This window comes from Sulfuriflexus mobilis (assembly GCF_003967195.1).
GTDB lineage: Bacteria > Pseudomonadota > Gammaproteobacteria > AKS1 > AKS1 > Sulfuriflexus > Sulfuriflexus mobilis.
In genome coordinates this window covers 1,538,309-1,550,562 of the sequence record NZ_AP018725.1, presented here as the reverse complement: position 1 = coordinate 1,550,562, position 12,254 = coordinate 1,538,309, and the positions used below count along the sequence as shown (strand labels likewise).

14 protein-coding genes are annotated in these 12,254 nt (G+C 51.9%); 10 read left to right on the top strand and 4 right to left on the bottom strand.

The genetic code is table 11. The features are described 5' to 3' along the window. Window positions 1–4: 4 nt before the first annotated feature. The 4 genes from EL386_RS07725 to EL386_RS07710 all read left to right on the top strand — a co-directional run bounded on the left by EL386_RS07725 (window position 5) and on the right by EL386_RS07710 (window position 5,768). Window positions 5–814 (top strand): mechanosensitive ion channel family protein, encoded by an 810-nt coding sequence (locus EL386_RS07725; RefSeq protein ID WP_126455006.1) that lies wholly within the window; start codon window positions 5–7, stop codon window positions 812–814. A gap of 124 nt (window positions 815–938) precedes the next feature. Beyond that, a complete protein-coding gene (locus EL386_RS07720) occupies window positions 939–2,138 on the top strand; it encodes a patatin-like phospholipase family protein (RefSeq protein WP_126455004.1) in 1,200 nt (399 codons plus the stop codon). Between the two features lie 74 nt (window positions 2,139–2,212). Continuing rightward, window positions 2,213–3,331, top strand: a complete 1,119-nt coding sequence (gene tal / locus EL386_RS07715; protein ID WP_126455002.1) for a transaldolase — start codon at window positions 2,213–2,215, stop codon at window positions 3,329–3,331. Window positions 3,332–3,404: 73 nt separating this feature from the next. Further along, window positions 3,405–5,768, top strand: a complete 2,364-nt coding sequence (locus tag EL386_RS07710) for a glycoside hydrolase family 15 protein (RefSeq protein ID WP_126455000.1) — start codon at window positions 3,405–3,407, stop codon at window positions 5,766–5,768. 56 nt (window positions 5,769–5,824) lie between these two features. On the opposite strand, the gene EL386_RS07705 is transcribed toward EL386_RS07710, so the two are convergent. Then, the gene (locus tag EL386_RS07705) at window positions 5,825–6,550 is read right to left on the bottom strand and encodes a response regulator transcription factor (protein WP_197722176.1); all 726 of its coding nucleotides are present in this window, start codon (window positions 6,548–6,550) and stop codon (window positions 5,825–5,827) included. A gap of 15 nt (window positions 6,551–6,565) precedes the next feature. Beyond that, window positions 6,566–7,948, bottom strand: coding sequence for a sensor histidine kinase (locus tag EL386_RS07700; protein WP_126454996.1), 1,383 nt, complete (start codon window positions 7,946–7,948; stop codon window positions 6,566–6,568). Between the two features lie 192 nt (window positions 7,949–8,140). Between EL386_RS07700 and EL386_RS07695 the strand changes: the two genes are divergently transcribed. Genes EL386_RS07695 through EL386_RS07680 form a run of 5 tightly spaced genes read left to right on the top strand, consistent with a single transcriptional unit; the run spans window position 8,141 to window position 10,738 of the window. Continuing rightward, window positions 8,141–8,905, top strand: a complete 765-nt coding sequence (locus tag EL386_RS07695) for a DUF3530 family protein (protein WP_197722175.1) — start codon at window positions 8,141–8,143, stop codon at window positions 8,903–8,905. Window positions 8,906–8,919: 14 nt separating this feature from the next. Continuing rightward, window positions 8,920–9,453, top strand: a complete 534-nt coding sequence (locus EL386_RS07690; RefSeq protein ID WP_197722174.1) for a GlcG/HbpS family heme-binding protein — start codon at window positions 8,920–8,922, stop codon at window positions 9,451–9,453. 41 nt (window positions 9,454–9,494) lie between these two features. Further along, window positions 9,495–9,980 carry a thioredoxin family protein gene (locus EL386_RS07685; RefSeq protein WP_126454993.1) on the top strand — a complete coding sequence of 162 codons (486 nt, stop codon included), beginning with the start codon at window positions 9,495–9,497 and terminating at the stop codon, window positions 9,978–9,980. Window positions 9,981–10,008: 28 nt separating this feature from the next. Next, window positions 10,009–10,158 (top strand): hypothetical protein, encoded by a 150-nt coding sequence (locus EL386_RS15790; RefSeq protein ID WP_232020267.1) that lies wholly within the window; start codon window positions 10,009–10,011, stop codon window positions 10,156–10,158. Then, window positions 10,151–10,738: a pseudouridine synthase gene (locus tag EL386_RS07680; RefSeq protein ID WP_232020266.1), complete on the top strand. Its 588-nt coding sequence runs from the start codon at window positions 10,151–10,153 to the stop codon at window positions 10,736–10,738. The genes EL386_RS15790 and EL386_RS07680 overlap by 8 nt, the downstream gene beginning before the upstream one ends. Here the strand turns inward: EL386_RS07680 and EL386_RS15940 are convergent. Continuing rightward, the gene (locus EL386_RS15940; RefSeq protein ID WP_420856726.1) at window positions 10,655–10,927 is read right to left on the bottom strand and encodes a DUF6629 family protein; all 273 of its coding nucleotides are present in this window, start codon (window positions 10,925–10,927) and stop codon (window positions 10,655–10,657) included. The two genes, EL386_RS07680 and EL386_RS15940, sit on opposite strands and share 84 nt — an antisense overlap. A gap of 86 nt (window positions 10,928–11,013) precedes the next feature. Here EL386_RS15940 and lexA point away from each other — a divergent pair, with 86 nt between their 5' ends. Further along, window positions 11,014–11,481 carry a transcriptional repressor LexA gene (gene lexA / locus EL386_RS07675; RefSeq protein ID WP_126454989.1) on the top strand — a complete coding sequence of 156 codons (468 nt, stop codon included), beginning with the start codon at window positions 11,014–11,016 and terminating at the stop codon, window positions 11,479–11,481. Window positions 11,482–11,510: 29 nt separating this feature from the next. Here lexA and EL386_RS07670 read toward each other — a convergent pair whose 3' ends face one another. Beyond that, entirely contained in the window at window positions 11,511–12,245 is a 735-nt protein-coding gene (locus EL386_RS07670) for a pirin family protein (RefSeq protein WP_172597661.1), read from the bottom strand. Window positions 12,246–12,254 lie beyond the last annotated feature (9 nt).

Below are 12,254 nucleotides of genomic sequence, written 5' to 3'. Positions count from 1 at the left end.
GCTTATGGAAGTGAATACCCTGAAGGAACTTATTGAGCTGCTATCACTGTCGAGTATCCTCAGTGCTGCATTGGCAATTCTGGTGGGTTGGCTGCTGCTGCTGGCTATCCGTTTCAGCCTGCAACATCTGGCGGAACACTTTCCCCGTTACCGATTGCAGATTGGCCAGACCTTCCCGGTATCCCGTATCGTGGTTTGGGGCATGGTGCTGATCTATGTCGTGTTCGGCATCATCAAGCCCCCGGCAGAGATTATGTTCGCGGCCCTCGGTGCAGTCGGCTTAGCCGTAGGTCTGGCGGCCCAGGATGGCATTCGTAATGTGTTGGCGGGCTTCATGATGATCTATAACCCACCATTTCGAGTCGGTGACATGGTGCAACTGGGCGACCATTATGGTGAAGTAGAGCGCATCGACCTCAGCGTAACCTGGCTACGCAGCTTCGACGATAATACCATCATGGTGCCTAATGCCGAATTGCTGAAGCAGGCGGTGGTTAATTCCAACAGTGGCGAATTAGCGGAAATGGTGACGGTGAAGGTGGATTTCCCCGATGATGTGGCCATCAACGAGATAAAAAAAATCGCCAGGGAGGTGGCGATGTGTTCACCTTACACCTATTTGAAAAAACCCGTTAGCGTGCTGGTGGAACCGCGTTACGAATACCGCAGCCTGTTGCGTTTTACCATCAAGGCCTATGTACTGGATGTGCGCCTGGAACGCCGATTGGCAAGTGATATTACAGAACGACTTTATGATGCTATTCATGAACGCTTTGATCTGAATAGAGATGTGGCGACTTCTGCCTCTGTATAAGTTAAGACAACAAGCCGCCCGGAATTTTTTTATGAGCCGGAATAAAGTGAAATATTGTGAATTACTCTGCAATGTTGAAATTATCCAGCGGGATATTGAAGGAATAAAATCTGGAGTGTCGTGAATGGAATACCTCTCTCGTTATCTCACACTGCTTATTTTCCTCGGCCTGATCTCCGGCTGTGGAACACTTCCGCGTAATCCAGTACCCCTCGATCAAATGCAACGTGCAGAAATCACAGGACTAACAGGTATTCGTGCCTGGTCAGGTACGGCTAGTGAACAGTTCGAAAAAGATTTACTGCTATCCGTACAACAGGCACTAAAGCATGCAAGTGCAAGCGAATCTGTAGCCGTGCCTGTTACAGATATTTTATCGCTTTCGAGTGGCAGTGATTATGGTGCATTCGGCGCAGGCTTCATGTATGGCTGGAGTCAATCAGGGTTGCGTCCTAAATTTAAACTTGTTACCGGGGTCAGCACTGGCGCACTTATCGCACCTTTTGCCTTTCTTGGCCCGGGGTATGACAACGTACTAAAGCAAGCCTATACCACGATTAGCGCCAAAGACATTTATGCACCACGCTGGTTTAGTTTTCTGTGGAATGATGCCTTTGCAGATTCTGCACCTTTAGAGATGCTGATAAATCGTTACATTACAAAAGATGTTTTACATGCAATAGCACAGGCACACCGGCAGGGTCGCAGGCTCTATATTGGCACAACCAATCTCGACGCAGATCAACTGGTTGTATGGAATATGGGCGTCATCGCGAATAGCAGAGACCCGAAGGCATTGGAGCTTTTTCGTAAAATCATATTTGCCTCATCATCTATCCCGGGGGTCTTCCCGCCCGTTCTCATCGATGTGGATATTGACGGTGTCCCTTATGATGAAATGCATGTCGATGGCGGCATAAAGGCACAGTTATTCCTCCTTGCAGCGACACTGAATCTGACGGAATTCAGAAAAAAATCAGGTGTATTTATTAATGCTGATCGGAAAAGCAGAATTTTTGTCATTCGAAATGGTCTGATAATTTCCAAGCCGAAGCAAGTCCCCAGAAATCTTTCTGAAATATCCGGGCGGGCGATGGCCTCGTTGATAAAGACTCAGGCATTGAATGACCTGAATCGAGTATATGAACTTGCCAAAGAGCAGGGACTGGAATTTAATTGGGTTGCCTTACCTGCAGAATACGAACTGGCGGCGAACGAAAAGTTCAACACAGAAAAGATGAAAGGCTTGTTTGAAATAGGTTATGAAATGGGTTTGAAAGGAGACGCCTGGTATGGAGTACCACCCGGGCTTAGTCGACCTTGAAGATGAACATAAAATAGAAGGCCATCTATGGCATTTCGGAGGCCAGTTGATAATACCTGACGGAGGACTCAGACATGAGTGACAACCCTCTTAACAAGGTCAATGGCTTTGGCCAGAGTATCTGGCTAGACTTTATCAACCGTTCGATACTTTCTGATGGCACCTTGAAACGTCTGATCCAGAATGATGATCTCGCTGGATTGACATCGAATCCTGCTATTTTCGAGAAAGCCATTTCACGAGATACGACCTACGCTGACGATATTGCCCGGTTCGACCATAGCGGGGTGACGCCTGAGATGCTTTATGTGTCTTTGATTCTCGAGGACATCGGCAGTGCTGCGGATCATTTTTTCCCCGTCTATGAGCGCACAGCCGGCCGTGATGGCTACGTCAGTATCGAGGTCTCACCGCTTCTGGCCCGTGACAGTGAGGCCTCCATTCAGGAGGCACGTGAGTTATGGCGGCGTTTAAACCGACCGAATATCATGATAAAAATACCCGGTACAGAGGAGGGCCTGACAGCAGTACGTACGCTGTTGGCGGAAGGTATTAACGTTAACGTCACATTATTATTCTCTGTGGAGCGTTATGCCAGGGTGCTGGAGACTTATCTGCAGGCACTTGAGGAGCGATTGTCGCAAGGATTACCGTTGAGTAATGTTGCGTCGGTGGCGAGTTTTTTTCTCAGTCGTATCGACGTTCAAATTGATGCTTTGTTGGACAAGATAGTCGGCGATGTGCCAGAGGCGAAAATAGCACGTGTGTTACGGGGCCGCGCGGCCATCGCCAGTGCCGCGCTCGCCTACCGGCATTTTCAATCGGTAACAAAAACTCCGCGTTGGCAGGTCTTGGCCAGGGCCGGTGGCAACGCGCAACGCCTGTTATGGGCCAGTACGGGTACCAAGGATCCTGCTTATAGCACTATCAAGTATATAGAGCCGCTGGTGGCAGTGGATACTGTTAATACCTTGCCCCTGGAGACACTGAATGCTTATCGTGAGCAGGGTCAACCAAGCCTGTGTATCGAGGAATCAATAGCGGATGCCGATGAGGTCATGACGCAACTGGCCAGTGTGGGTGTCGATATAGCGGCCTTAATGCAAGCCCTGGAGGAAGAGGGTATTCGTAAATTCGTCGGGCCGTATCAAGCGGTATTGTCGACGCTTGATAGTTTGCGCAAGAGCGGGTAGCGTCGGAGACAGAAAATAATGAAAAACTCGTTACAAGCTATGTCTGCTCTGATAATAAATCCTGACATTTGTAATGTTCAAAAACGCTGACGTAGATGATGCACCCGGTGCACCGGGAAGACCACCGAATTGGTGCAATGGTGACAAGCAGGCAGTAGGCACCACCCTTGGATCATCACGTACCTGGTTTACCATCGGTCAGGGGATCCTCAACGAAGTCTATTACCCACGGGTCGATATCCCACAACTACGGGATATGGGCTTCATCGTTGCCGATGGTAAGGGTTTCTGGGTTGAGGTCAAAGGTATAGAGAATTGCCGGGTTGAATACATATCGCCGGGTGTTCCCGCCGTAACAATTGTGCATACACATCCGCGCTTTACCCTCACCCAACGTATTGTTCCCGAACCGAATCGTGATGTGCTTCTGCTTGAACTTATACTCGATGGCGATGAACAACTTCAGCCCTACGTTTTACTCGCCCCCCACCTGGGTGGAACTGGCTACAACAACATGGCAGAGATAGGCTCACATCACGGCCGGCGAATGTTGTGGGCACAACAGGGACCATTTGGACTGGCGCTGGCGGCTGTAGACAGGCATCAACGAGACGCCTTTGCTGCCTGCAGTGCGGGTTATTCCGGTTACTCCGATGGCTGGCAGGATTTCAATCAGCATGGTGAGATGCAATGGCATTTTCAACGTGCCGGGCCGGGGAACGTGGCCTTAACGGCGGCCTTACCACGTCACGCGGTGCTGGGCCTGGGATTTGCCACCAGCCATGAGGCGGCCGCAACGCTTGCCGTCTCATCACTCTTGCAACCCTTCGAGCTGATCTGGGCACAACAGATAGAACATTGGCAGCATTGGCACGGCAGCTGTCGTGTGCATGAAAAAACCAGCAACCACGGCGCATTAACGGAGGCCTTATGTGCGCAGCTGAAAGCCAGCGCCATGGTATTGCGCACCCACCAGGATCAAAACTTTCGTGGTGCCATGGTAGCCAGTCTCAGTGTGCCCTGGGGACAGAGCGGCGAGGAACGGCCTGGCTATCACCTGGTGTGGCCACGAGACCTCGTCGAGTCCGCCGGTGCATTGCTGGCGCTGGGTGCCGAGATCGAGGCACGAGAAATACTACGTTACCTGATCGCGACACAGCGCGAGGATGGTAGCTGGTACCAAAACCAATGGCTGGGCGGAAAACCTTACTGGACCGGTATTCAGCTCGACCAGGTGGCGTTTCCCGTGCTGCTGGCGGGTACACTGGCTGATCGCGATGCACTCGATGGCATTGAGGTGGCAGACATGGCGCAGCGGGCACTGGGTTTTATCGCCCGCCACGGCCCGATCAGTCCACAGGACCGGTGGGAGGAGAACAGTGGCGTAAATACCTTCACCCTCTCGGTATGCATTGCAGCACTGGTATCCGGTGCGGGGTTTTTGTCTACCTCAGCCGAGGGGTTCGCGCTGGAATTGGCCGATTACTGGAATGCGCGGCTTGATGACTGGACGGCCGTGTACGATACCGAGCTGGCCCGGCATCACGGTGTGAATGGCTATTATCTTCGTATTATGCCGACGTCTGCCCTCAGCGATGACACGGCCTTGTCACGTGTTATGGCGGTTAAGAATCGACAAAACGATCCCGGCCTGAACGCCACCGAGCAAATCGGCGTGGATTTTTTGCAGTTGGTGCGTTACGGGCTGCGCGATGCGAATGCGCCCCTGGTGCGCGATACACTGCAGCTGGTCGATGCGCTGTTACGCAAGGAACTGCCCACGGGGCCTTGCTGGCACCGCTATACAGGTGATGGTTATGGAGAACACCAGGATGGCACTGCCTACGACGGTACCGGCCGTGGACGTCCATGGCCGCTGCTCACAGGTGAACGTGGCCACTATGAACTGCTGCGCGGCGCCGATGCCTTGCCCTATCTGCAGACGATGGCCGCTATGGCAGGGCAGGCCGGTATGTTACCCGAACAGGTATGGGACAGTGAGGCCATTAGCGCGCACCATCTGTACCCAGGCAGGCCGACTGGTTCGGCAATGCCGCTGGCCTGGTCGCATGCTGAATATATCAAGCTGGCCTGTTCCATACTCGAAGGCAGGCCGGTCGATCGACCGGAATCACTCTGGGCACGTTATCGGGGCTTCCCATTGCAGGTGCACATCTGGTACTGGTCGCCACAAACGCCGATCCGTACCTTACCGGATGCAATGATGCTTGGCTTCTGTCTGCCCCGGCCAGCGACGATTCTGTGGCGAACAGACGAGGCCGAATACCAGGATATTGCCACCTATGCCCTGGGACTTGGCGTGCATGTGGCGCGTCTGCCCGTACCGCCAGAAGACGCTGACTATTTACGTTTCCGGATCACGGGTACGTCATGGGACGACGGGAAGGAATATGATGTGCGGATATCACGCGGCTAACAAAAAGCATTAACAACATGGGGAGAGAACGTACCTTACTGCAGGGCAATAACAGGTTATGAATTTTCTTTTCTTGATGCCAGCCAATGTTCCAGATGCTGTTCCTCTTCCTTTAATTCAAAGGCGTTGATCAGCCCGCGTTGCAGGGCCAGGGCGACGGCACGGGCACGCACGTTCAATAATTCGCTGTCACTGCTTTTGTCTGCGTGCTCCAGGTTGGCACCAAGTTTTGCATAAAGGGACTGCAGGCGGTTCTGGGCACCACGACGTGATAAAAACCGCCGTTCGGCAATAGTCTTATCGGTCAATCCAAGGGCGATGTCGACCAGGACTTCATACTCCGCATCAGATAAGGCATCGCTGCTTCGTTGACTGCGGGCCTGAATACGACGAACGTGTGGGTCGATCCAGCACTGGCAATCCTCAAAAACAGTACGCGCGGCATTTAGCAGCGTCTCTGCCGGGTTGTTTTTCAGCACATAACCGTAAACGGTCTCGGCCGGGATCAATTTGGCCAGTGCCCGCACATAGGTTTCATCACTGTGCTGTGACCAGAATAGAATGCGCGCAGTGCGATGGCTTGCCCATATTTGTCGGGCCAGTTCAATACCATTACCACCTGGCATTTGAATGTCTGTTACCAGCCAGGGTTCGTCAGAGCCACTGCAGGCGGCGATGGCCTCATCGGCGTTAGCGGTCATCACCGGCGTGTACTGACTTAATACCTCAGCAAGAAATGTGCGATCACGCGGATTATCATCGGTAATAATGAGTTGTGTCATTGAGATAGTTTCATATTATTGTTTCAGTCTCAGGGATAGCTCGAAACATGTACCTTGTGAAAAGCGCGAGGTCCGCCATTGAATCTTTGCGCCAATCAGGCGGGCACGTTCGGAAATATTAGCACAACCATGGCCATCACCCCTTATCTCTTTGGGCATACCAATACCATTATCCTCGATGCATGCAATGATCTTGTCCTGAACAATACGCAGGCTTATCTCAAGCCGGTCGCCCTGCGCATGTTTGATGACGTTGTTAATGGCCTCGGCAATTATCCTGAACAAGTTTATCTTGTCTCTTGTCGACAAGCTGGAATCGATTCGCTGATCAAATTCGAAATGCACATTTTGGAAGGAGGCCGTCATGCCGTCACGGCCTCGGTGACGCTCAATATATGAATGCAGTGCAGATTCCAGGCCCAGTGTTTCCAGGACCTGTGGATGGAGATCATCAATAGTGCAACGTAGGTTATCAATGACATTATCAACATCTGCACGCATGGCGTTGATTTCATCGTTTTTGATCCCGCCCTGTTTGGCGATGCTGGTATTCAGCTTGTCGAGCCGCCTGTTGATGGCAGTAAGGTCTGCCAGCACGCCATCGTGCATATCCATGGCAATACGTCGGCGTTCTCCCTCGACACCAAGTAAAACATTCTCGACACTGACTACCTGCAATAGACGTGTCGTCATGTTGGCAAGGCAGAGTTCAAGGTCGTCGAGCTCATCCCGGGTGTCGACGGGGGCGGGCAAGGGCACGCTGTCACCCGTACACACATCATGCGCCCGCTGGGTGAGTCGTTTAAGCCGTCGGCGGGTAATGGTCAGCCCCCAGAGTGCCAGCCCTGTCGCCAGCGAGATACAGATGATCAATGCCGTTAACAGCACGGTTGTCAGGCGTGAACTTATTGCGACGAGTTTGTGATGGTTGTCGATAAATGTCGTGCGCCTTTGTGCCGTAAATATCTTTGCCTGGTATTCAAGTGCTGGCAGCAGGCGCTCAAGTGAAAGACTGATGGCCTCAGGCCTGACATGCTCCGGTTCACGGAGTAACTGCCCGCTGTCAGTGATCAACTGCCGGAGTTCCGGAGATACCTGCTCAAGCAGGTATGGAATATGCAGACTGTCCGAGAGGATTCTTGTCTGTTCGAGATAACTGAAAAATTGCTCATCTTGCTGAATATCCTCGGACGATAGTTCGCGGATAATCGTGTTGAGTTGTCTGGCGCTTGAAATCGCAGTCTGGGCCCGGTCGGAGATGATGGCCCACTGCCGGGTGATCTCGTTGGCCTTATTGATATATGACAGTTCCAGTAATGTATAGGCGACCAGACAAGCCAGTAATACGACGATAATGAACGGCGCGAGAATAAATTGGTATCTGAATGGCAATTTCATATAGGACTCGGGTTAATCCGGATTGCCCTATATTAGCGTATTTCGGCGTATGAAAACTGTGCATATGCACAGTCAGCGGACACTGTGATAACAGTCTTGAGTGTGGTTTCAGGCCTTCTACCAATCTGTAGGCCGTTAGATAGTATTCCTCACGTTATTCCTGTCCCACCAGCCAGGCAAGGAGAGGTTGTTATGACTGTATTCAGAAAACTATTCATGTTTACCACTGTGCTAGTCGGCTTGTCCGTGACGGCCCTGCAGGCACAGGCAGGTGCAGATTATGCCCGCGAGAAACGTTGGGCGGATGAGATCACCCCAGCTATTGTCGTCGGTGAGGTTGTCTATCTGACACAGAAGAACCAGCACAAGTTTCTCGCAATACAGACCGAGGCCGACGAGGCAAAGGCAGGTGTGGTCGTTGTGCATGGCATGGGCATACATCCCGATTGGGGCATGATCAATACCTTACGTGAACGCCTGGCAGACGAGGGTTATACGACCCTCTCCATACAGATGCCGGTTCTCGCCGCAGACGCAAGTTATAAGGAATACCCACAAGTATTTCCTGAAGCGGCTGAACGTCTGGAGCTCGCAGTGGCTTACCTGAGGCAACGCGGTTATAAACGCATCGCTATTGCCTCACACAGTAATGGCACGCGCATGAGTCGCGTATATATGGCCAATAATCCTGCGGATGTCAGTGCCTGGGCCTCGATCAGCATGACGCAGGGTGATACCTATGATGGTGTTACGGTGCCGGTGCTGGATATCTATGGTGAAAACGACCTGCCGCATGTCTTATCCGCAGTAAAAAAACGTAAAGACTCTCTGAAGGGCAACCCTGCCTCAAGGCAGAGGCTTATTCCCGCCACGGATCATTTTTTCGCCGGTAAAGAAGAGGAGATGGTCAAGGCCGTGGTCAAGTTCCTGGATAGCCTGAATTCATTACAGCGATAATTTACGGCGGGTTTATGAGGAAAAAGAAAATTAATAAGATGTTGTTAACGATAGGCTTGCTGGTTTTTTGCAATGTTCTATATGCCAAAGATGAAGCAGTTTTATATTCATTCAAGTCGCTGTCTGTCGAACTGGCCGATAAGGCCGCCTGGGCGGCGCTGAAAAACTGCCGGGAGAAGGGCTATTCGGTTGCCGTGGCCGTGGTCGACAGGGGCGGTAACCTGCAGGCATTTCTGCGTGACAGGTTTGCCGGGCCACATACCACCGAGACCGCTATCAGGAAGGCATGGACGGCGAATAGCTTTCATCAATCAACCGCAGACCTGGCCGATTTCCTGAAAAGAGGAATTATCCCGAACCAGGTGCAGCATAACCCGGGGGCCCTGTTGGTTGGCGGGGGACTACTCTTCCGTCACCAAGGGGCGATTATTGGCGGCATTGGTGTCTCGGGTGCACCACCGGGAAAGTCCGAGAAAAACAGCATCGATGGGGCCTGTGCCCAGGTAGGGATAAACGCCATCCAGGAAGAGGTTGATTTTTCTGAGTAAGCGATTCTCATCACTGCAACAGAAACTAAAGGGATCTTGCGATGAAGACAGGTATATTACTGACATGCGTCATCAGTGGCTTTTTGGCAGTGGCGTTGAACACGGGCCGCGCCGATGAGATTAATCCTTCCCAACCTGCCGACTTCCAGAGGCTTTCCCATGAGGCCGTGGACAAGAAGCTGCCCATTCTGGTGTTGTTTTCGTCCAGCGACTGCGACTACTGCACGGTCGTCATAGAGGAGTTTATCAATCCCATACTGATTAGTGGCGATTATACCGACAAGGTCATTATTCGCGTGGTCGATATAGACGACGGCGAGAATGTACGTGATTTCACTGGAAGACTGGTCGATTCAGACACCTTTGCCACCCGTTACGGCATTGAACTCACACCAACCATTGTATTCCTCGATGCCCGGGGACATGAAATCAGTCAGCGCATCATGGGACTGGGCACAATTGACTTATATGGGGGTTATCTGGACGCAGCGATTGATGACTCGCTAGCTATTATGCAGGACTCTTGACCTGTCTGAAAGCGTATCTGAGCACGTCATGGCCGGCACCACCACCATGGAAAAAAATGATATGATGTCAGCAGGTTTCATTATTTCTGTTGTCGTCGGCTATGAGTTCATATCAACCACCACGCCATCATGGGCTGAATATCCTTTATCAAGATCAATATTTTCTGGTTTTGGATAAACCCAGCGGTCTGTTGTCGGTGCCCGGTCGTGGTGAGGACAAGCAGGACTGCCTTATCTCACGTGCCCAGATTGAATTTCCAGAACTACTCATCGTGCACCGGCTTGATATGTCGACGTCCGGGATAATCATCATGGCATTTGATAAAGACACACAGCGCTTACTGAGTGATCTCTTTGCACAACGTGAGGTGTTGAAACACTACACCGCAGTCGTGGCCGGTAAACTTGAACATCCTGTCGGCTTGATTGATAAGCCCATGATTTGTGACTGGCCAAACAGGCCGAGGCAAATCATAGATTTTGAAAAGGGCAAACCGGCACAAACCCACTATGAAACTATCGAATATATGCCGGAGCATAATACAACCCGTCTTATGCTGACACCGGTAACGGGGCGTACCCACCAACTTCGCCTGCATTGTCAGTCAATAGGGCATGCCATACTGGGTGACAGGTTATATGCCAGCCCCGAGGCGATGGCCGGGGCAGAACGTTTACTCCTGCATGCGACAAGCCTGTCGTTCGCACACCCTATTAGCGGCGAAAGTATACTTATTGAATCGGCACCGCCATTTTGACGCAGGCTGATGGGCTTGGACGGCAAGCCAGCGCTGACCCTCGAGGAATTGCTGAATGGCAAACAACAGGGGCATGACGGCCAGCAGCCAGTAGGGTTTTTTCGCCTGCCGTGCCTCATGTAGACAATAGACCCCGACCGGCAGTAGCAAGGCGCTCGCGGTAAAACTTGCGGTAGCGGAAAAACACATAGCGCAAGAATAGGGGGTAGGGCCTGGGAGGATTGCATTCATCATAGATACAGGCTATTGTGGTTAAAAGCTCAGGGGAACTGTCAATGTCAAACGTTAACTACTTGATTCCTAAGAATAACCGTCCGGTCTGGACACCCGACCTCGAGGCCTTGGATATCTATGCCGAGCCGATGACGGAGATCCCGGTTCTGGGTTGGGTCGCCGCGGGCCAGCCCGTCGATCTCAGCGAGGATGATGAGCACCTGAGTGTACCCGCCAGCATGGTGCGGACAAACAGCTATGCCCTGCGCGTACGTGGCCATTCCATGATTGATGACAATATTCAGGACGGTGACGTCATCGTTATTGAAAAACGGGAGACCGCGGCCAACGGTGAATCCGTGGTGGCCATGATCAACGGTGAAACGGTGACCCTGAAGAAGTTTTACGTTGAAAAAGAGGGCATTCGCCTGCAGCCGGCCAACCCCGAGATGGAGCCGATCTGGCTGCACAACGAAGAGGTTCAGATCCTCGGCATTGTCACCGGTGTGATTCGACAGGTGGGCATTTAGGGCAACAGCTGATAAATCCGTGGCCTTAATTAGTCAACAAACGGTCCGTACTGTTTAATGGCTTCATGATGCGGCCTGCCGAAACAGAGCATAAACCGGCTGGTTTGTTCTGCATACACATCCAGTTCAGAGATTTTTTCCATAAAGCAGGCACTGCCTGCAACCACGGCCTTGCCGTTAATCGCAAGCCGACCACTCACCACGTAAACAAAACCCCTTAAGCCTTCGGCAATGTCCTCCCGGTAATTCCCACCGGCATCAAGGAGTACCTCGGCATAACGCACCTGCGTATGCAGGTGAACAGGGGCATCCGCACCGACGATATTGCGCACCACGGCCTTGCCGATCTGTCGTTCAGGGATGTCCTGCGCATCGACCTGTTGATAGCCAGCTTCAATTGCCTTCAGGCTCTTCGGCAGATTGATCCACAATTGTATACCACTGCTATTGCCGTGCTCAGCCGGCATTTCAGAATGCACAATACCACTGCCAGCAGTAAAACGTTGCGCGCCACCCGCCATAACGGTTGAATGATTACCAAGATTATCGGCATGCTGCATACTGCCGTGAAACATATAGGTGATGGCTTCGAAACCACGGTGCGGGTGATCCGGAAAACCCGCGCCTGCACCTAGCTCGAAATGGTCCCAGAGTACGAAGGGATCAAAGTTCATAAACTGCGGGATCGGCATGAGGCGCTTGACGGTAACGCCATCACCTTCCATGGTTTCCATTGACTGACGAATTGTAAATGTATTGGTCATTGTGAATAT

Coding starts and splice junctions, on each gene's coding strand:
- EL386_RS07725 (WP_126455006.1), top strand. CDS start 5: ATGGAAGTGAATACCCTGAAGGAACTTATTGAGCTGCTATCACTGTCG.
- EL386_RS07720 (WP_126455004.1), top strand. CDS start 939: ATGGAATACCTCTCTCGTTATCTCACACTGCTTATTTTCCTCGGCCTG.
- tal (WP_126455002.1), top strand. CDS start 2,213: ATGAGTGACAACCCTCTTAACAAGGTCAATGGCTTTGGCCAGAGTATC.
- EL386_RS07710 (WP_126455000.1), top strand. CDS start 3,405: ATGTTCAAAAACGCTGACGTAGATGATGCACCCGGTGCACCGGGAAGA.
- EL386_RS07705 (WP_197722176.1), bottom strand. CDS start 6,550: ATGACACAACTCATTATTACCGATGATAATCCGCGTGATCGCACATTT.
- EL386_RS07700 (WP_126454996.1), bottom strand. CDS start 7,948: ATGAAATTGCCATTCAGATACCAATTTATTCTCGCGCCGTTCATTATC.
- EL386_RS07695 (WP_197722175.1), top strand. CDS start 8,141: ATGACTGTATTCAGAAAACTATTCATGTTTACCACTGTGCTAGTCGGC.
- EL386_RS07690 (WP_197722174.1), top strand. CDS start 8,920: ATGAGGAAAAAGAAAATTAATAAGATGTTGTTAACGATAGGCTTGCTG.
- EL386_RS07685 (WP_126454993.1), top strand. CDS start 9,495: ATGAAGACAGGTATATTACTGACATGCGTCATCAGTGGCTTTTTGGCA.
- EL386_RS15790 (WP_232020267.1), top strand. CDS start 10,009: ATGGCCGGCACCACCACCATGGAAAAAAATGATATGATGTCAGCAGGT.
- EL386_RS15940 (WP_420856726.1), bottom strand. CDS start 10,927: ATGTGTTTTTCCGCTACCGCAAGTTTTACCGCGAGCGCCTTGCTACTG.
- lexA (WP_126454989.1), top strand. CDS start 11,014: ATGTCAAACGTTAACTACTTGATTCCTAAGAATAACCGTCCGGTCTGG.
- EL386_RS07670 (WP_172597661.1), bottom strand. CDS start 12,245: ATGACCAATACATTTACAATTCGTCAGTCAATGGAAACCATGGAAGGT.